General features: G+C 66.5%; 17 protein-coding genes. 7 read left to right on the top strand and 10 right to left on the bottom strand.

Annotated elements, in window-relative coordinates:
* Positions 1-34: 34 nt before the first annotated feature.
* Positions 35-1,195, top strand: coding sequence for an iron-containing alcohol dehydrogenase (locus AZG88_RS41945; RefSeq protein WP_061043614.1), 1,161 nt, complete (start codon positions 35-37; stop codon positions 1,193-1,195).
* Between the two features lie 2 nt (positions 1,196-1,197).
* Here AZG88_RS41945 and AZG88_RS41940 read toward each other — a convergent pair whose 3' ends face one another.
* The 3 genes from AZG88_RS41940 to AZG88_RS41930 form a co-directional block, all read right to left on the bottom strand.
* The gene (locus AZG88_RS41940) at positions 1,198-2,019 is read right to left on the bottom strand and encodes a PhzF family phenazine biosynthesis protein (protein WP_061701047.1); all 822 of its coding nucleotides are present in this window, start codon (positions 2,017-2,019) and stop codon (positions 1,198-1,200) included.
* 74 nt (positions 2,020-2,093) lie between these two features.
* Positions 2,094-2,588, bottom strand: a complete 495-nt coding sequence (locus tag AZG88_RS41935; RefSeq protein WP_005244798.1) for a DUF3830 family protein — start codon at positions 2,586-2,588, stop codon at positions 2,094-2,096.
* Positions 2,589-2,655: 67 nt separating this feature from the next.
* Positions 2,656-3,897, bottom strand: a complete 1,242-nt coding sequence (locus tag AZG88_RS41930; RefSeq protein ID WP_005244800.1) for an aspartate aminotransferase family protein — start codon at positions 3,895-3,897, stop codon at positions 2,656-2,658.
* A 114-nt stretch (positions 3,898-4,011) separates the two neighbouring features.
* Here AZG88_RS41930 and AZG88_RS41925 point away from each other — a divergent pair, with 114 nt between their 5' ends.
* On the top strand, positions 4,012-5,460 hold the full coding sequence (locus AZG88_RS41925) for an NAD-dependent succinate-semialdehyde dehydrogenase (protein ID WP_061043612.1): 1,449 nt from the start codon (positions 4,012-4,014) through the stop codon (positions 5,458-5,460).
* Positions 5,461-5,463: 3 nt separating this feature from the next.
* Here AZG88_RS41925 and hsaB read toward each other — a convergent pair whose 3' ends face one another.
* The 4 genes from hsaB to hsaA are packed head-to-tail and all read right to left on the bottom strand — an operon-like array spanning position 5,464 to position 9,012.
* The gene (gene hsaB / locus AZG88_RS41920; RefSeq protein ID WP_061043611.1) at positions 5,464-6,051 is read right to left on the bottom strand and encodes a 3-hydroxy-9,10-secoandrosta-1,3,5(10)-triene-9,17-dione monooxygenase reductase subunit; all 588 of its coding nucleotides are present in this window, start codon (positions 6,049-6,051) and stop codon (positions 5,464-5,466) included.
* Positions 6,048-6,950, bottom strand: coding sequence for an iron-dependent extradiol dioxygenase HsaC (gene hsaC / locus AZG88_RS41915; protein ID WP_061701046.1), 903 nt, complete (start codon positions 6,948-6,950; stop codon positions 6,048-6,050). Before hsaC ends, hsaB begins: the two co-directional genes overlap by 4 nt.
* A complete protein-coding gene (gene hsaD / locus AZG88_RS41910; RefSeq protein WP_005244806.1) occupies positions 6,950-7,828 on the bottom strand; it encodes a 4,5:9,10-diseco-3-hydroxy-5,9,17-trioxoandrosta-1(10),2-diene-4-oate hydrolase in 879 nt (292 codons plus the stop codon). The genes hsaC and hsaD overlap by 1 nt, the downstream gene beginning before the upstream one ends.
* A gap of 8 nt (positions 7,829-7,836) precedes the next feature.
* Positions 7,837-9,012 carry a 3-hydroxy-9,10-secoandrosta-1,3,5(10)-triene-9,17-dione monooxygenase oxygenase subunit gene (hsaA, locus tag AZG88_RS41905; RefSeq protein ID WP_005244809.1) on the bottom strand — a complete coding sequence of 392 codons (1,176 nt, stop codon included), beginning with the start codon at positions 9,010-9,012 and terminating at the stop codon, positions 7,837-7,839.
* Between the two features lie 190 nt (positions 9,013-9,202).
* Here hsaA and AZG88_RS41900 point away from each other — a divergent pair, with 190 nt between their 5' ends.
* The 3 genes from AZG88_RS41900 (at position 9,203) to AZG88_RS41890 (ending at position 11,222) form a co-directional block, all read left to right on the top strand.
* The gene (locus AZG88_RS41900) at positions 9,203-10,387 is read left to right on the top strand and encodes a Rieske 2Fe-2S domain-containing protein (protein ID WP_025431775.1); all 1,185 of its coding nucleotides are present in this window, start codon (positions 9,203-9,205) and stop codon (positions 10,385-10,387) included.
* A 2-nt stretch (positions 10,388-10,389) separates the two neighbouring features.
* Entirely contained in the window at positions 10,390-10,737 is a 348-nt protein-coding gene (locus AZG88_RS41895; RefSeq protein WP_005244812.1) for a hypothetical protein, read from the top strand.
* 107 nt (positions 10,738-10,844) lie between these two features.
* Complete coding sequence (locus AZG88_RS41890) at positions 10,845-11,222, top strand: VOC family protein (RefSeq protein WP_005574864.1); 378 nt, start codon at positions 10,845-10,847, stop codon at positions 11,220-11,222.
* A gap of 28 nt (positions 11,223-11,250) precedes the next feature.
* Here the strand turns inward: AZG88_RS41890 and dmpG are convergent, their stop codons facing one another.
* From dmpG to AZG88_RS41875, 3 genes are read right to left on the bottom strand one after another with little or no spacing between them, the layout of a single operon-like run.
* On the bottom strand, positions 11,251-12,315 hold the full coding sequence (dmpG, locus tag AZG88_RS41885; RefSeq protein WP_061043609.1) for a 4-hydroxy-2-oxovalerate aldolase: 1,065 nt from the start codon (positions 12,313-12,315) through the stop codon (positions 11,251-11,253).
* Positions 12,312-13,214, bottom strand: a complete 903-nt coding sequence (locus AZG88_RS41880) for an acetaldehyde dehydrogenase (acetylating) (RefSeq protein WP_061701045.1) — start codon at positions 13,212-13,214, stop codon at positions 12,312-12,314. The genes dmpG and AZG88_RS41880 overlap by 4 nt, the downstream gene beginning before the upstream one ends.
* 10 nt (positions 13,215-13,224) lie before the next feature.
* Positions 13,225-14,010 carry a 2-keto-4-pentenoate hydratase gene (locus AZG88_RS41875; RefSeq protein WP_061701044.1) on the bottom strand — a complete coding sequence of 262 codons (786 nt, stop codon included), beginning with the start codon at positions 14,008-14,010 and terminating at the stop codon, positions 13,225-13,227.
* A 147-nt stretch (positions 14,011-14,157) separates the two neighbouring features.
* Between AZG88_RS41875 and kstD the strand changes: the two genes are divergently transcribed.
* Both kstD and AZG88_RS41865 read left to right on the top strand, forming a co-directional pair.
* Positions 14,158-15,876 carry a 3-oxosteroid 1-dehydrogenase gene (gene kstD, locus AZG88_RS41870; RefSeq protein ID WP_082833614.1) on the top strand — a complete coding sequence of 573 codons (1,719 nt, stop codon included), beginning with the start codon at positions 14,158-14,160 and terminating at the stop codon, positions 15,874-15,876.
* Positions 15,866-16,732: a MaoC/PaaZ C-terminal domain-containing protein gene (locus AZG88_RS41865; protein WP_005244824.1), complete on the top strand. Its 867-nt coding sequence runs from the start codon at positions 15,866-15,868 to the stop codon at positions 16,730-16,732. Before kstD ends, AZG88_RS41865 begins: the two co-directional genes overlap by 11 nt.
* Positions 16,733-16,862 lie beyond the last annotated feature (130 nt).

The following is a 16,862-nucleotide window of genomic DNA, read 5'->3' as shown; positions in this document are numbered from 1 at the left end:
CGGATTCCCCCAGAACAACTAAGGAACCTCTCCCATGACCGCACATCTCTCACTCCCCCGTTTCGCCAGGATCGGGGCCGGAGCAGTCGACGAGATCGGCTCGGTTGTCGACCAATTGGGTCTGCAGAGGCCGGTTCTCGTCACCGACTCCTATCTGACCGGCACCGGCGCTGCCGACCGGATCATGACCCTCCTCAGGTCGGCGGGTAAGGAGCCGGCACTGTTCTCCGGCACCGTGCCCGACCCCACCACCGCTTCCCTGGAGGAAGGGCTGAGGATCGTCGCCGAACACAACGCGGATTCGGTGATCGGGTTCGGCGGCGGTAGTCCGATGGACACCGCGAAGGCACTGGCCGTGCTGTCCGCGAACGGCGGCGAGATGCGGTCGTACAAGGCACCCCACGTGTACACCGGGAAGGCGCTGCCGATCATCGCGATACCGACCACCGCCGGAAGCGGCTCGGAGGCGACGCAGTTCACGGTGATCAGCGACAGCGCGTCCGACGAGAAGATGCTGTGCCCGGGACTCTCCTTCCTGCCGATCGCCGCGATCGTGGATTTCGAACTCACGATGTCGATGCCGCCGCGGTTGACCGCCGACACCGGCATCGATGCGCTCACCCACGCCATCGAGGCGTACGTCAGCAAGAAGGCCCAGCCGTTCACCGACGGACTCGCGCTCTCCGCGATCCGCACGATTGGCAAGCACATCGGCATGGCGTACGCGGACGGTGAAGACCGCACCGCGAGAGAAGCGATGATGGTCGCGTCCATGCAGGCCGGTATGGCGTTCTCCAACTCGAGCGTGGCGCTGGTGCACGGGATGAGCAGGCCGATCGGTGCGCATTTCCATGTCGCACACGGACTGTCGAATGCCATGCTGCTTCCGGCGATCACGGCGTTCTCCGTGAAGGGAGCGGAGAGCCGCTACGCCGACTGCGCGCGTGCGTTCGGCGCGGCACCGGAATCGGCGGGCGATTCCGTCGCCGCGCAGTTCCTCGTCGAGACCCTGACGTCGCTGTGTCACGACCTGAAGGTTCCGACGCCGCTCGCATACGGGATCGATCGCGATGCCTGGGACGGCCTCATTCCGCTGATGGCAGAGCAGGCGCTGGCGTCCGGATCGCCCGGCAACAATCCGGTCGTGCCCACCGCCGGCCAGATCGAGACGCTGTATTCGGAGGTCTTCAGCTAGCGCTAGAACTCGACGGTGCCCCGGAGGTACCGCCGGTACGCCCCGGACAGGTGGACGCGGTCCCCGCGCACCTCGCAGTGCACGGTTCCACCCCGCGCCGACAGTTGGCGTCCGACAAGGCTGTTTCTGCCCAGGACGTCAGCCCAGTACGGCGCGATCTGCGAGTGCGCGGACCCCGTCACCGGATCCTCCTGAACGCCGGCCGCGGCGCCGAACCATCGCGACACGAAATCGAGTCCCTCGACGTCGGATGCTGCGGTGACGACGATGCCCCGCACCTTCAGCGGGCTGATCACGGCGAAGTCGGGGGCCATCGACGCGATGTCGTCTTCGGATTCCGCCACGAACACGAGGTCGGTGGCCTTCAGGCACTCCCGCACCGGAATGCCGAGTGCTGCGACGATCCGGGGATCGCCCGCGGTCGGCACCGGCGGCTCGGCCGGGAAATCCATCACCAGTTTCCCGTCCGGTCCACGGTCGACGTGCAGCCAACCGCTGCGCGTCCAGAACTGGATGCGGTCGGCGTCCGGGTGCACGTCCTCGAAGATCTGTGCGGCCGTGGCGAGGGTGGCATGGCCACACAGGTCCACCTCGACGGCAGGGGTGAACCACCGCAGGTGATAGGCAGGACGCTCCGGGTCGTGAGGTCCCGCGTCCTCGGGAAGCTGAGCGGTGTAGAACGCCGTCTCGGACAGATTGTTCTCTTCGGCGAGTTGCTGAAGAACCGAGTCGTCCAGCCGGTCGGTCAGCGGCATGACCGCCGCCGGGTTTCCCTCGAAGGGTCCGGCGGCGAATGCGTCGATCTGATAGATGTCCAGCTTCATATCGTCCGATGGTGGTGGACGCCCCGGCGCTCGTCGAGGGCCAAACTGCACACCCTGGACCGGTCGCGCCGACGTCAGGCCCGGGCGAAGCTCATCGTCTCGCCTTCGACCCCGCGCATCCACAGGTCGTTGCACGCGGCCGCCAATTCCGGCAGCCCCTCCTCGATGGCGGCGAACACGTTGCCCGGCACCCAGCCGACGTCGCCGTTGAGCAGGAGGTTGTTGCGGCCGTAGAAGATCGCGAGGTCGGTGGCGCCCTGCGCGGCGTGCGCCTCGGAGCCCGGCTCGTACCCGTAGGCCGAGTTGCCGATTTCCCAGGGCTCGAAGTCGAACAGGCACACGTCACCGGGAATCGGTGTGACGGTGGGATTTTCCCGCCGCGGCGCCGCGGTGATCCGCGGGATCAGCGTGTACACCTCGTTGCGCGCGTACTTGGCGTGGTACGCGTCGCCGCTCTGCGGAAGCACGTCCCACACCGCGTCGCACGTGAGTGGTGCGTCCTCGTCGAGAAGCCGGGCACGGCAGGTCACGCCGCGCTTGTCCAGGCTGATGGTGATGTAGCGAGCCACAGGTCCTCCTTCGGAGCCGTGAGTACTTGTTAACCGCCCGCGGTTAACAAGTACTCACGGGTGCTTGTCACACTTCGTCGAGTACTTCGGACCAGATCTTCAGGGCGTCCTCGATCTGTTCCGACGTCACGATGAGCGGTGGAATCATCCGTACCACGTTCATGTGGGCGCCGCAGGTCAAGAGCAGCAGCCCCTTCTTCGCGGCCAGTTGCTGCGCCGCAGCCGCTTTCGCGCGGTCCGCGCTGCCGTCGGCGGCCGTGAACTCGCTGCCCACGAGCAGTCCGAGGCCACGGACGTCGCCGATCCCGTCGATGGCACGCGTGCGCGCACCGTCGAGCAACTGGACGCCCCGCGCGGCGGCGTTGGCCACGAGATCTTCCTTCTCGATCACCTCGAGTGTCGCGACCGCGGCCGCGCAGGACACGGCATTGCCGCCGTATGTTCCACCCTGCGACCCCGGCCAGCCCTTGGCCATGAGCTCCTCGGACGCCGCGATGCCCGACAGCGGGAAGCCGCTGGCCAGCCCCTTGGCGATGGTGATGATATCGGGCCGGACGTCGAAGTGCTGGTGCCCGAAGAACTTGCCGGTGCGGCCGAAACCGGTCTGGATCTCGTCGATGACGAGCAGGATGCCGTACCGGTCGGCGCGCTCGCGGAGACCCTGGAAGAACGCGGTGTTTCCGGGCACGTACCCGCCCTCACCGAGAACGGGCTCGACGACGAACGCCGCCGTCTCGTTCGGCGCGGTGAGCGTCGCGAAGATGTAGTCGAGTTCCTTCAGCGCGAACGCGGTCGCCTCCTCCTCGGACCAGCCGTAGCGGTAGGCGTTGGGGAACGGTGCCACATGCACGCCGCCCATCAGCGGGCTGAAGCCGGCCGAGAACCGGGTGCCGGACGTGGTCATCGTCGCCGTCGCGACCGTGCGTCCGTGGAAGCCGCCGTGGAAGACGATCACGTTGGGGCGGCCGGTCGCCTGCCGCGACAGTCGCAGCGACGCCTCGACGGCCTCGCTCCCCGAGTTCGCGAAGAACAGCGAGTCGAGCCCCGGGGGCAGCACCGACCCCAGCCGATCGACCAGTTCGAGCATCGGCTGGTGCATGACCGTCGTGTACTGGCCGTGGATCAGGGAGCCGACCTGCCTGCGCGCGGCTTCCACGACGTGCGGGTGGCAGTGCCCGGTACTGGTGACGCCGATGCCCGCGGTGAAGTCGAGATAGCGCCTGCCGTCGGTGCCGTAGAGGTAGCACCCTTCACCGTGATCGACCGTCACGGGTGTGGCCTGTGCGAGCAGTGGAGATAGCCGAGTCACGAGAACCCTCCCACGCGTAGATGCCGGCGGATGTCGGCAAGTGCATTGTCAGATTGTTGACAATCTGTATAACATGGGGACCGTCCCTTCGGCAACGGAGAATGGGGAAAAATCATGCTCGAGGAAGCAGCAATCTCATCGGTGCAGACCGGCCTGTTCATCGGCGGCAAGTGGCGCGACAGCGCCCGCACCATGCCGGTCCACGACCCGTCCACCGGACAGATCCTGTGTACGGTCGCCGACGCCGACGCAGCGGAGGCCCGCGAGGCGCTCGACGCGGCGGTGGCGGCGCAACCGTCGTGGGCGGCCACGACACCCCGCGAACGCAGCACCATCCTCATGAACGCGCACCGGCTGCTGCTCGAGAACGTCGACCGGCTCGCGCTGGTCATGACGCTCGAGATGGGCAAGCCACTCACCGAGGCGCGGGGCGAAATCGCCTACGCCGCAGAGTTCTTCCGCTGGTTTGCCGAGGAGGCCGTCCGCATCGACGGCGGCTACATGACGGCGCCCGGCGGCGGGTCGCGGTTCCTCGTGACCCGCCAGCCCGTGGGGCCGAGCCTGCTCATCACCCCGTGGAACTTCCCGATGGCGATGGGCACCCGCAAGATCGGGCCCGCGATCGCCGCCGGGTGTACATCCGTCATCAAGCCGGCGGCCCAGACGCCGCTGTCGATCCTGGCGCTCGCCGACATCCTCACCGAGGCCGGGCTGCCGGACGGCGTCGTCAACGTCGTCACCACGTCCAGCCCCGACGAGGTGATCACTCCCCTCATCCTCGACGGCAGGGCCCGCAAGCTGTCGTTCACCGGTTCGACCAAGGTCGGAAAGCATCTGCTCGAACTGTGCGCCCGCACGGTGATGCGCACGTCCATGGAATTGGGCGGCAACGCGCCGTTCCTCGTCTTCGACGACGCGAATCTCGACGACGCCGTCGACGGGGCCATGGCGGCGAAGATGCGCAACATCGGCCAGGCCTGCACGGCTGCCAACCGGATACTCGTGCACAGTTCGGTCGCCGAGGAATTCACGCGCAAACTCACACAGCGGATGGAGGCCCTGCCCGTCGGGCGCGGCACGGAGGACGGCGTCGTGGTCGGACCGCTGATCGACGAGGCGGCCGTCGCGAAGGTGAGCAGTCTCGTCGCGGACGCGGTCGACCGCGGCGCCTCGGTGCTCACCGGCGGCGAGGCACTCGACCGTCCGGGCAACTTCTACCCGGCGACGGTCCTGACGGGTGTGCCCGACGACGCCGAGATGTGCCACAACGAGATCTTCGGCCCGGTGGCCGCGATCAGCACGTTCGAGACCGAGGCCGAGGCCGTCGAGCGGGCCAACGACACCCCGTACGGGCTGGTGGCCTACGTGTACACCGAGAGCCTCAAGCGCGGCATCCGTGTGTGCGAGGCGCTGGAGTCGGGCATGGTCGGGCTCAATCAGGGTGTGGTGTCGAACCCGGCCGCGCCGTTCGGCGGTGTGAAGGAATCCGGGCTCGGACGCGAAGGCGGGACCATCGGCATCGACGAATTCCTCGAGACGAAGTACATCGGTGTCGCCGTCTAGGAACTAGAGCCAGGTGTCTTCCGACGACGTCGTGAGGAACGCCTCGAGGTCGTCGCGCCACGGCGCAGGCACCGTCTTGTCCGGCTCGATGCCGGTGTACTGCCCGCGGTAGAACAGCAACGGTCGCTCCTCCCTGATCTCACTCAGGGAGGAGACCCGGCCGAACGCGACCCAGTGGTCGCCGCCGTCGTGCACGCTCTCGAGCGAGCAATCGATGTGGGCGAGCGAACCGGTGAGGATCGGCGAGCCCAGCGGCGACTCCGTCCAGTCGATCCCGGCGAACTTGTCCGGGTCCCGGGAACCGAAGCGGGCGCACGTCGACTGTTGTTCTTCCGCGAGCACGTTGACGCAGAAGATGCCACTGCGCTCGATCGCCGCCCACGACCGCGACGTCTTGGTCGGGCAGAACAGCACGAGCGGGGGTTCGAGCGACAGCGCGGCGAACGACTGGCACGCGAACCCCACGGGCACGCCGTCGTCGATCGTCGTGATGATGGTGACGCCGGTGCAGAACTGGCCGAGCACCGTCCGGAACCGTCGCGGATCGATCGCCTCGGCCGCGACGGCCCCGTCCTCGGTCACCTCACTCACGGCTGCATCCCGACGCTGAAGTCGTGACCCCACAGGCTGACGGCCGTGCTCTCCCTCGCGATCCAGCTCTCGTCCTCCACCTGGCGTCCCTCGCAACCGAATTCGATGTCGAAGCCGCCGGGGGTCTTCATGTAGAACGACAGCATCAGGTCGTTGACGTGGCGGCCGAGCGTGGCCGACATCTTGACCTTCTTGCGGAGCGCGCGGTCGAGGCACAATCCGACGTCGTCGGAGTTCTCGACCTCGATCATCAGGTGCACGATGCCGCTGGGCGTCGGCATCGGCAGGAACGCGAGGCTGTGGTGCCGCGGGTTGCAGCCGAAGAACCGCAACCACGCCGGCTTGCCGTCCGCCGGCCGCCCGACCATCTGCGGGGGCAACCGCATCGAGTCGCGCAGGCGGAAACCGAGGACGTCGCGGTAGAAGCGCAGCGACGCCTCGTCGTCCGTGGTCGAGAGGACGACGTGCCCGAGGCCCTGCTCACCGGTGACGAACTTGTGCCCGTACGGGCTGACCACCCGGCGATGCTCCAGGGCCGCGCCGTGGAACGCCTCGAGCGTGTTGCCCGACGGGTCCTCGAACGTGATCAGCTCGTCGACCCTGCGGTCCTGCAGCTGCTCGGCCGTCCCCTCCTTGAACGCGACGCCGGCCGCCGACAGGTTGTCACGGACCTCCTGAAGCTCCGCGGCATTGGCCGTCTCCCAGCCCGACACCGACAGCCTGTCGTGCTCCCCGGGGAAGATCACGAGGCGAGCCGGGAAGTCGTCCATCCGCAGATACAGGGCGTCCGGGTCGGAGCCCTTGCCCTCGACCATGCCGAGCACCTTGAGACCGTATTCGCGCCACGCGGCCATGTCGGTGGCCTCGATGCGCATGTACGCCAGTGAACGAATACTCATCACTTACCCCCGTCCAGAAGGAAATCGGTTGCCAGACGGTTGAACTCGTCGAACTTCTCCAGCTGCGCCCAGTGCCCACACCCGCCGAAGACGTGCAACTGCGCCCGCGGAATCATCTTCAGCGCCACCAGCGCCCCGTCGAGCGGGTTGACCCGGTCTTCGCGCCCCCAGATCAGCAGCACGCGCTGGCGCAGCTTGTACGCCTCGCGCCACAGCATTCCCAGTTCGAAGTCGGCCGAGGAGAACGACTTTCCCATCGCCTTGGCGGCGGCGATCGACTCGGGTGTACTCGCCGCGGCGAAGCGTTCGTCGATCAGTTCGTCGGTGATCAACTTCTGGTCGAACACCATGATGCGCAGGAACGCCTCGAGGTTCTCACGGGTGGGTTGGTAGCCGAACTTGCCGAGGTTCTTGACGCCCTCGGTCGGGTCCGGGGCGAACAGGTTGACGCTGAGTCCGCCCGGGCCCATGAGCACCAGTCGGCCCGCGCGGTCCGGGTAGTCCAGCGCGAAACGCACTGCGGCACCGCCACCGAGGGAGTTGCCGAGCAGGTGGACACGCCCGCCGATGTCGAGGGTGTCGAGCAGATCCTTCAACGCGGACGCACTGTGCACGAAGTACTGCGGGTGCTCGGTCGGCTTGTCCGACAACCCGTAGCCCGGCTGGTCGACGGCGAGCACGTGGAACTTCTCGGCGAGAACCGGGATGTTCCTGGCGAAGTTCGACCACGACGAAGCGCCCGGCCCGCCGCCGTGCAGCAGCACGATCGTGGTGTCGTTGCCGATCCCGGCCTCGTGGTAGTGCAACTTCAGGTCGGGCCGGACCTGGGCGAACTTCGAGGTGGACTCGAACGTGAGGGCCTCTTCGGTAGTCGTCACGTGTTCTCCTAGACCATCGTGTCGGTGATGGGCAGTCCGAATTCGCCTGTGCCGTACATGACGTAGGCGCGCTCGGGATCGTTGGCCGCGTGGACGCGTCCGGCGTGCGCGTCCCGCCAGAAACGCTGCAGCGGCGTGCCGTTGGCCAGCGCGGTGGCCCCCGAGCTCTCGAATAGTTTGTCGATGGACGAAATGGCGCGGCCCGTCGCGCGCACCTGGTCGCGGCGTGCCCGCAGCCGCAGCTCGAACGGCACTTCCTCACCCGCGACGAGCAGTGCGTATTCGTCGGCGACGTTCCCGGACAGCTGGCGCCAGGCGGCGTCGATGTCACTCGACGCCTCGGCGATGCGAACCTTGGCGAACGGGTCGTCCTTCGCCTTCTCGCCGGCGAACGCCGCGCGGACGCGCTTTCCCTGATGTTCGACGTGCGCGTCGTAGGCGCCGTAGGCCATCCCGACGATCGGCGCGGAGATGGTGGTGGGATGGATTGTTCCCCAGGGCATCTTGTAGACGGGCGCGGTATTGCGCTCGAGCCCGGGTGCGGTGAGGTTGCTCATCGCCTTGAAGCTGAGAACGCGGTGCGTCGGGACGAAGACGTCCTCCACCACCACGGTGTTACTTCCGGTTCCGCGGAGTCCCACGACATTCCACACGTCGTCGATCCGGTAGTCCTCGCGCGGGATGAGGAAGCTGACGAAATCGACGGGGCGGCCGTCCTTGATGACGGGCCCACCGAGCACTGCCCAGCTGGCGTGATCACAGCCGGACGACCAGGCCCAGGCACCGTTGACCGTGTATCCGCCGTCGACGACCTGTCCCGCGCCCATCGGCGCGTACGACGACGAGATCCGGACGTCGGTGTCGTTACCCCACACGTCTTCCTGAGCCTGCTGCGAGAACAGGGCGAGGTGCCAGTTGTGGACACCGATGATCGACGAGACCCAGCCGGTGGAACCGCAGGCGCTCGCGATCTTCCGCACCGCGGAGTAGAACAGCACCGGATCCGCTTGGTAACCACCCCACTGTTCAGGCTGGAGCAACCGGAAGAATCCGGTCTCCTGGAGCGCCTTCATGGAATCGTCGGGGATACGACGTAGATCCTCGGTCTCCTGCGCACGCTCTCGCAGCGTCGGCAGTAGTGCGTCGAGCCGCTGCATCACCTCGTGACTGTCATGGTCACCCACAGGACGCTCCTGTCTCGTTCGATGGTTCACTTATCTTCTGAGACTAGAACACGTTCCCATTTATGTCGAGATACCGGCAAAGGTGCTGTTTGACGGCCCGGGTCTGGAAGAAAGCCCCCGAAAATCTGGCGGATCGTGTCGAAGTTCTATAACGTGTTCTACTAACAGCATGAAGGGATGTGAGGGCACAATGGCGCAGATTCGCGAGATCGATGTGGGCACGGTCCAGACCCGCTTCGCGCGTGGTTGGCACTGCCTCGGTTTGACCAAGACGTTCAAGGACGGCAAACCGCATTCGATCGAGGCATTCGGCACCAAACTCGTCGTCTTCGCCGACAGCAAGGGCGAACTGAAGGTTCTGGACGCGTATTGCCGGCACATGGGCGGCGACCTGTCGCAGGGCACCGTGAAGGGCGACTCCGTGGCCTGCCCGTTCCACGACTGGCGCTGGGGCGGCAACGGCAAGTGCACCAGCATTCCCTACGCCCGCCGGGTTCCCCCGATCGCCCGCACCCGGGCGTGGCTCACCCTCGAGCAGAACGGTCAGCTGTTCGTCTGGAACGACCCGGAGGGCAATCCCCCGCCGGAGAACGTGACCATCCCCCGCATCGAGGGCGCCTACAGCGACGAATGGACCGACTGGACCTGGAACTCGATGCTGATCGAAGGGTCCAACTGCCGCGAGATCATCGACAACGTGGTCGACATGGCGCACTTCTTCTACATCCACTACGCATTCCCGACGTACTTCAAGAACGTCTTCGAAGGCCACATCGCAACGCAGTACCTCAACACGAAGGGTCGCCCGGACGTCGGGATGGCGACGCAGTACGGCATGGAATCACTGCTGCGCTCCGAGGCCGCGTACTACGGGCCGTCCTACATGATCAATCCGCTGTGGAACAGCTACGGCGGGTACGAGGTCGAGAGCGTCCTCATCAACTGCCACTATCCGGTGACGAACAATTCGTTCATGCTCCAGTACGGCGTCACCGTCAAGAAGCCGACCGGCATCGACGACGAAACAGCCGACAAGCTGGCCGCGAAGTTTACCGAGGGCATCGCCGAGGGATTCCTGCAGGACGTCGAGATCTGGAAGAACAAGACCAAGATCGACAACCCCCTGCTCTGCGACGAGGACGGTCCGGTCTACCAGCTGCGACGCTGGTACGACCAGTTCTACGTCGACGTCGCCGACGTCACCGACAAGATGACGCAGCGCTTCGAGTTCGAGGTCGACACCACCAAGGCCAACGAGGCCTGGCAGCACGAGGTCGAGGAGAACCTGGCCCGTCAGAAGGCCGAGCGGGAGGCCGCCGAGGGGCCCGAGAGTACGACTGCGGCGCGGTCCGAGAACACGGAAGCGCAGGTCTGATCATGAGTGCCTCGACCGAATGGGCCAAAGCTCCCGACTTCGCCGGGCAGCCTGCTCGGCTCGAGGCCATTCATGCGCAAACGTTGGCCGACAAGGCCAATTACCTCGACGACGGCATGAACGAAGTCGAGTGCCGTACGTGCGGAACCTGTGTGCTGGTGCGCAAGAACAGCCTCAAGCACACAAGCGTCCAGTGGACGGACGACCCTGCGAAGACGTGCCCGACGTTTCGGGACGCCGTCGGCGAGGGACAGTCCACCGCGCTCCGCGAGGGGTGCCCGCGACTGTGGGACAGCATCAACCACGCGGTGATGGAGGGGTTCATCGACGTGCGAGATCGCGTCGAATAGTCGTCGGTGCCGCTGCGGCGGATGCGGCGCCCGATGTGACATTCGTCGGGCGCTTAGGCTGGATGTGCCGTCGGATACGGCGGTTCCAGCCGAACCGGAGGCGTGCCATGACAGGCCGAATCGTGCACTTCGAGATCCCCTTCGACGACGGTGACCGCGCACGAGCGTTCTATCGGGACGCATTCGGGTGGGCCATCGCCGAGATCCCCGACATGGACTACAGCATGGTCACCACCGGACCCGTCGGTGAGAGCGGCATGCCCGACGAACCGGGTTACATCAACGGCGGCATGATGCAGCGCGGGGAGGTGACCTCTCCCGTGGTCACCGTCGACGTCGAGAGCATCGAATCCGCCCTCGAAAGGATCGAATCCCTCGGTGGCAAGACCGTCACCGGCAGGACCCCCGTCGGGAACATGGGATTCGCCGCATACTTCACCGACTCCGAGGGCAACGTCGTCGGGCTGTGGGAGACCGCCCGCTGACCCGTGAGTACTTATCAACCGCCCGACGTTAAGAAGTACTCACGGGCGGCGCAGCCGCAGCCCGCTCGCGCTGCAGTTCGAGCGCGATGTCGATGAGCTGATCTTCCTGGCCGCCGACGAGCTTGCGCTTGCCGGCGCGGACGAGCAGTTCGGCGGACGAGACGCCGTACCGTTCGGCCTGGCGTTCGGCGTGCTTGAGGAAGCTCGAGTAGACGCCGGCGTACCCCATCATCAGCGCCTGACGGTCGAGGAGACATTCGGCGGGCATCGCCGGACGCACCACGTCCTCGGCGGCGTCGGCGATCGCGAAGAAGTCGATCCCCGTCTTGACGCCGATCTTGTCGCACACGCCGACGAACGCCTCGACCGGCGCGTTACCGGCACCGGCGCCGAATCGTCTTGTGCTGCCGTCGATCTGCTTGGCCCCTGCCCGGACGGCGGCGATCGAGTTGGCCACACCGAGTCCGAGGTTCTCGTGACCGTGGAAACCCACCTGGGCGTCCGAGCCGAGTTCCTGCACCAGCGCCTCGACGCGGTCCGACACCTGCTCGAGCACGAGCGCGCCAGCGGAGTCGACCACGTACACGCACTGGCAGCCGGCGTCGGCCATGATCCGGGCCTGCTTGGCGAGCTTTTCCGGTGCGATCGAATGCGCCATCATCAGGAAGCCGACGGTCTCGAGACCGCGGTCGCGGGCCAGCCCGAAGTGCTGGATGGACACGTCCGCCTCGGTGCAGTGCGTGGCGATGCGGCAGATCGAGGCGCCGTTGTCCTGGGCGACGATGATGTCGTCCTTGATGCCGAGCCCCGGCAGCATGAGGAAGGCGATCTTCGCGTTCTTCGCCGTGTCGACGGCGATCGAGATGAGTTCCTGCTCCGGGACCTTGGAGAACCCGTAGTTGAACGAGGACCCACCCAGTCCGTCGCCGTGCGTCACCTCGATGACCGGGACCCCGGCGTTGTCGAGCGCACCGACGATGGCCCGGACCTCCTCACCGGTGAATTGGTGCCGCTTGTGGTGCGAACCGTCCCTCAGCGAGGTGTCGGTGACTCGGATGTCCCAACTGGCGTCGAAATGGACCATAGTGCTCATGCCTCCACACTCAGGAGCTTCTGGGCGATCTCCTCGCCCACCTTGGTTGCCGCCGCGGTCATGATGTCGAGGTTGCCCGCGTACGGGGGCAGGAAGTCGCCTGCGCCCTCGACCTCGACGAACGTCGTGACCGTCGCCTGCCCGCCCGACACGACGCTCGGGTCGTCGAACTGCGGTTCGTTGAGCAGCCGGTAGCCGGGGACGTATTGCTGGATGTCCGCGACGACGCGGTGGATGGAATCGGTGATGGCGGCGCGGTCGGCGTCCTCGGGGATCGCGCAGAAGATCGTGTCCCGCATGATCATCGGCGGGTCGGCCGGGTTGAGGATGATGATGGCCTTGCCGCGCTGCGCTCCGCCGATGGTCTCGATGCCGCGGCTGGTGGTCTTGGTGAACTCGTCGATGTTGGCGCGGGTGCCCGGGCCCGCGGAGACGGACGCCACCGACGCGACGATCTCGGCGTAGGGCACGTCGACGATGCGGGAGACGGCGTACACGATCGGGATCGTGGCCTGACCTCCGCACGTGATCATGTTGACGTTGGGGGCGCCGAGGTGCTCGCGCAGGTTCGCCGGCGGGACCACGGCCGGTCCGACGGCGGCGGGTGTCAGGTCGACGGCCCGGATGCCGGCGGCCTCGTACCGCGGCGCTGCCTCCCGATGCACGTACGCGGACGTGGCCTCGAAGACGAGATCGGGTTTCTCCGGCTGGTTCAGCAACCAGTCGACACCCTCGGCCGACGTCTCCAGCCCCATCTTGCGGGCCCGTGCCAGGCCCTCGCTCTCGGGGTCGATCCCGATCATCCACCGGGGTTCGAGCCACTCGGATCGTTGCAGCTTGTAGAGCAGGTCGGTGCTGATGTTGCCCGAACCGACGATCGCCACACTTGCCTTTGTCATGAACAAACTCCTACTTGAACTGCAGGGATACGGAGCCGAGCCCACTGAACTCGGCGCGGAAGTGATCGCCCGGATGCGCGCCGATGGCGCGGGTGCACGATCCGGGCAGCACGATGTCGCCGGCCTTCAGCCGGACGCCGAAGCTCTCGACCTTCTGCGCGAGCCAGGCGACGGCCGTCACCGGATTGCCGAGCACCGCGTCGCTGCGCCCCTCGGCCTTGGTCTCGCCGTTGCTCGTCAGCACGGCGTCGATGGCTGTGATGTCGATGTCCGCGGGCCGCACCCGGTTCTTCCCGAGCACGAAACCGGCGGACGACGCGTTGTCCGCGATCGTGTCGGGCAGTGTGATCTTCCAATCGGTGATCCGGCTGTCGATCAGCTCGATGGACGGCGCGAACGCCACGGTGGCGTCCAGGACGTCCTGCTCGGTGCAGCCTGCGCCGGGGAGGTCGGCGCCCAGCACGAACGCGACCTCGACCTCGACGCGCGGGAAGCAGAACCGCGCCGTGTCGACGGGCTGGTCCTCGAAGACCTCCATGTCGGCGAGCAGGTGGCCGTAGTCGGGTTCGTCGACGCCCATCATCTGCTGCATGGCGAGGGACGACAGGCCGACCTTGTGCCCGACGACCTTCGCTCCGTCCTGCAGCCGGCGGCGGATGTTGATCAACTGGATCTCGTAGGCGTCGACGACGTCGATGTCGGGGTGGTCCGCGGTCAGGGGGCCGATGGGAGCACGGCCCCGTTCCGCGGCGTCGAGCTGATTCGCCAACTCGGTGCGTAGTTGCGTCGAGAGCATGGTTGAGGACCTTCCCTGAAGTTCGTTTGCGTGCGCACGCCCACCGGTTTCCACTGCAACGTGTTTCGTTCTTGTTTGTTGGCGTCAGTAATACTTCCTGGCAGAAAGGATGGACTGACAACCCCATCATTCTATAACGTGTTCTACATGAGCAAGCACGAATACGACATCGTGGTCGTCGGTAGCGGTGCCGGTGGAATGACCGCGGCCCTGACCGCCGCCCACAAGGGACTCAGCGTCGTCATCCTCGAAAAGGCGCCGCACTTCGGCGGCTCCACCGCACGCTCCGGCGGTGGCGTGTGGATCCCGAACAACGAGGCGCTGATCGCCGCGGGAGTCGAGGACACCACGGACGCCGCGCGGACCTACCTGCACAGCATCATCGGCGACGTCGTCCCGAAGGACCGGATCGACGCCTACATCGACCGCGGCCCCGAGATGCTGTCGTTCGTGCTGAAGAACAGCCCGCTGAAACTGCAGTGGGTGCCCGAATACTCCGACTACTACCCCGAGGCCCCCGGCGGACGGCTCGGCGGACGGTCCGTCGAGCCGACACCCTTCGACGGCAGGAAGCTCGGCGCCGACCTCGCGAAGCTCGAACCCGATTACGTCAAGGCCCCGTCGAATTTCGTGATCACCCAAGCCGATTACCGCTGGCTGAACCTGCTGATGCGCAACCCCCGCGGCCCGCTGCGCGCGGCCCGGGTCGGGCTCCGATTCCTCGGCGCCAAGCTCACCGGGAAGCGCCTGCTCGTCCGCGGTCAGGCGCTCGTCGCCGGACTGCAGGCCGGACTGAAGGCCGCCGGCGTCCCGATCCTGCTCGACACCCCGCTCACCGACCTGTACGTGGAGGACGGCGTGGTCAAGGGCGTCAACGCCACGGTCGACGGACAGCCACAGGTGTTCCGGGCTCGCCGCGGCGTCGTGATCGCGTCGGGCGGATTCGAGCACAACGACGAGGCCCGCAAGAAGTACCAGCGGGCACCGATCGGCACCGAATGGACCGTCGGCGCGAAGGCCAACACGGGCGACGGCATCTGGGCGGGCGAAAAGCTCGGCGCCGCGCTCGATCTGATGGAAGACGCCTGGTGGGGACCGTCCATCCCGCTCACCGGCGGCCCGTGGTTCGCGCTGTCCGAGCGGAGCCTGCCCGGCTGCATCATGATCAACGAATCCGGCAAGCGCTTCGTCAACGAATCCGCGCCGTACGTCGAGGCGACGCACGCGATGTACGGCGGCACACACGGCCAGGGCGACGGACCGGGCGAGAACGTGCCGTGCTGGCTCGTCCTCGACCAGCGTTACCGCGACCGGTATGCGTTCGCCGGAGTCACGCCGCGCTCCCCGTTCCCCGGTCGCTGGCTGAAGGCCGGTGTGATCGTCAAGGCGGGCACCGTCGCCGAGCTGGCCGGGAAGATCGGCGTGCCGGTCGACGCACTCACCGAAACGGTCTCGCGTTTCAACACTTTCGCCCGGAACGGCAAGGACGAGGACTTCGGCCGTGGTGAGAGCGGTTACGACCACTACTACGGGGATCCCCGCAACAAGCCCAATCCGAGCCTCGGGACGCTCGCGAAGGCGCCGTTCTTCGCCGTCAAGATGGTCCCGGGCGACCTCGGCACCAAGGGCGGTCTCCGCACCGACCGCAACGCCCGCGTGCTGCGGGAGGACGGCAGCACGATCGAGAACCTCTATGCGGTGGGCAATGCCAGCGGCCCGGTGATGGGCCACACCTACGCCGGCCCCGGCGCGACCATCGGCCCGGCGATGACGTTCGGCTATCTCGCGGTTCTCGATATCCTCGACAAGTCCTCCCAGGCCGATTCCCCGACGTCACTCACCGGAGACACCACCAATGCCCATTGATCCGAACATCGCCATCGGAGCCGAACTGCCCGTTCAGGAGTTCTCCTGGACCAGTTCCGACGTGCAGCACTACCACCTGGCTCTCGGTGCCGGATCCCGTCCGCTCGACGAGAAGGAGTTGCGGTACCTCACCGACGGGAAGCCGCAGGTGCTCCCCACGTTCGCCACGGTGGCCGCGAATTTCCACGCGACCGAGGCCCCGCGTGTGTCGTTCCCGGGAGTCGAGATCGACCTCGCAAACGTGGTCCACGGCAGCCAGGAAGTGACCGTGCACCAGCCGATTCCCCCGGAGGGCAAGGCCCGCACCACCACCCGTATCGCCGAGGTGTGGGACAAGGGCAAGGCCGCCGTCATCGTGCAGGAATCGACGACCACCGACCTCGACGGCACTCCCCTGTGGACCGGGCGGTCGTCCATCTTCGCCCGCGGGGAAGGCGGTTTCGGGGGTGAGCGCGGCCCGTCGCAGTCCGTCGAGTTGCCCGACCGGCCTGCCGACGTCGAGGTCGACACCCCTGTCCTTCCGCAGCAGGCGCTGATGTACCGGATGTGCGGTGACCGCAACCCCCTGCATTCCGACCCGAAGTTCGCTTCCGCCGCAGGGTTTCCCGCCCCGATTCTGCACGGCCTGTGCACCTACGGGATGGTGTGCAAAGCGGCCGTCGACGCGGTGCTCGACTCGGACGCGTCGCAGGTCGCGGGGTTCCGAGTCCGGTTCGCGGGCGTGGTTTTTCCCGGCGAGACGCTGCACACGCGGATCTGGCGGGAAGAGGGCTGCCTCCTCATCTCGGCCACGGTTCCCGAGCGTGATCATGCTCCGGCCCTGGCAGACGTGGTGCTGACCCTGGCCCAGGGGTGACAGTTACCGAAATTTGACCGAATCTGCCCAGTTCGGACGGATATTCGCAATTATCAGGCACGATGCCGCAACACTTTGTACGCTTTCCGTGACCTCATCGAGACGTGTCAACCGATGGTCGGGGCGGTTC

It is taken from the genome of Rhodococcus sp. LB1, from assembly GCF_001583455.1.
Classification (GTDB): domain Bacteria; phylum Actinomycetota; class Actinomycetes; order Mycobacteriales; family Mycobacteriaceae; genus Rhodococcus_F; species Rhodococcus_F opacus.
The sequence above is the reverse complement of the archived record's forward strand: the minus strand, read 5'-3'. Positions and strand labels throughout refer to the sequence as shown.

Bases quoted from the DNA above. Each gene is read 5' to 3' on its own strand.
- AZG88_RS41945 (WP_061043614.1), top strand. From the start codon at position 35: ATGACCGCACATCTCTCACTCCCCCGTTTCGCCAGGATCGGGGCCGGA.
- AZG88_RS41940 (WP_061701047.1), bottom strand. From the start codon at position 2,019: ATGAAGCTGGACATCTATCAGATCGACGCATTCGCCGCCGGACCCTTC.
- AZG88_RS41925 (WP_061043612.1), top strand. From the start codon at position 4,012: ATGCTCGAGGAAGCAGCAATCTCATCGGTGCAGACCGGCCTGTTCATC.
- hsaC (WP_061701046.1), bottom strand. From the start codon at position 6,950: ATGAGTATTCGTTCACTGGCGTACATGCGCATCGAGGCCACCGACATG.
- AZG88_RS41900 (WP_025431775.1), top strand. From the start codon at position 9,203: ATGGCGCAGATTCGCGAGATCGATGTGGGCACGGTCCAGACCCGCTTC.
- AZG88_RS41895 (WP_005244812.1), top strand. From the start codon at position 10,390: ATGAGTGCCTCGACCGAATGGGCCAAAGCTCCCGACTTCGCCGGGCAG.
- AZG88_RS41890 (WP_005574864.1), top strand. From the start codon at position 10,845: ATGACAGGCCGAATCGTGCACTTCGAGATCCCCTTCGACGACGGTGAC.
- dmpG (WP_061043609.1), bottom strand. From the start codon at position 12,315: ATGAGCACTATGGTCCATTTCGACGCCAGTTGGGACATCCGAGTCACC.
- AZG88_RS41880 (WP_061701045.1), bottom strand. From the start codon at position 13,214: ATGACAAAGGCAAGTGTGGCGATCGTCGGTTCGGGCAACATCAGCACC.
- AZG88_RS41875 (WP_061701044.1), bottom strand. From the start codon at position 14,010: ATGCTCTCGACGCAACTACGCACCGAGTTGGCGAATCAGCTCGACGCC.
- kstD (WP_082833614.1), top strand. From the start codon at position 14,158: ATGAGCAAGCACGAATACGACATCGTGGTCGTCGGTAGCGGTGCCGGT.
- AZG88_RS41865 (WP_005244824.1), top strand. From the start codon at position 15,866: ATGCCCATTGATCCGAACATCGCCATCGGAGCCGAACTGCCCGTTCAG.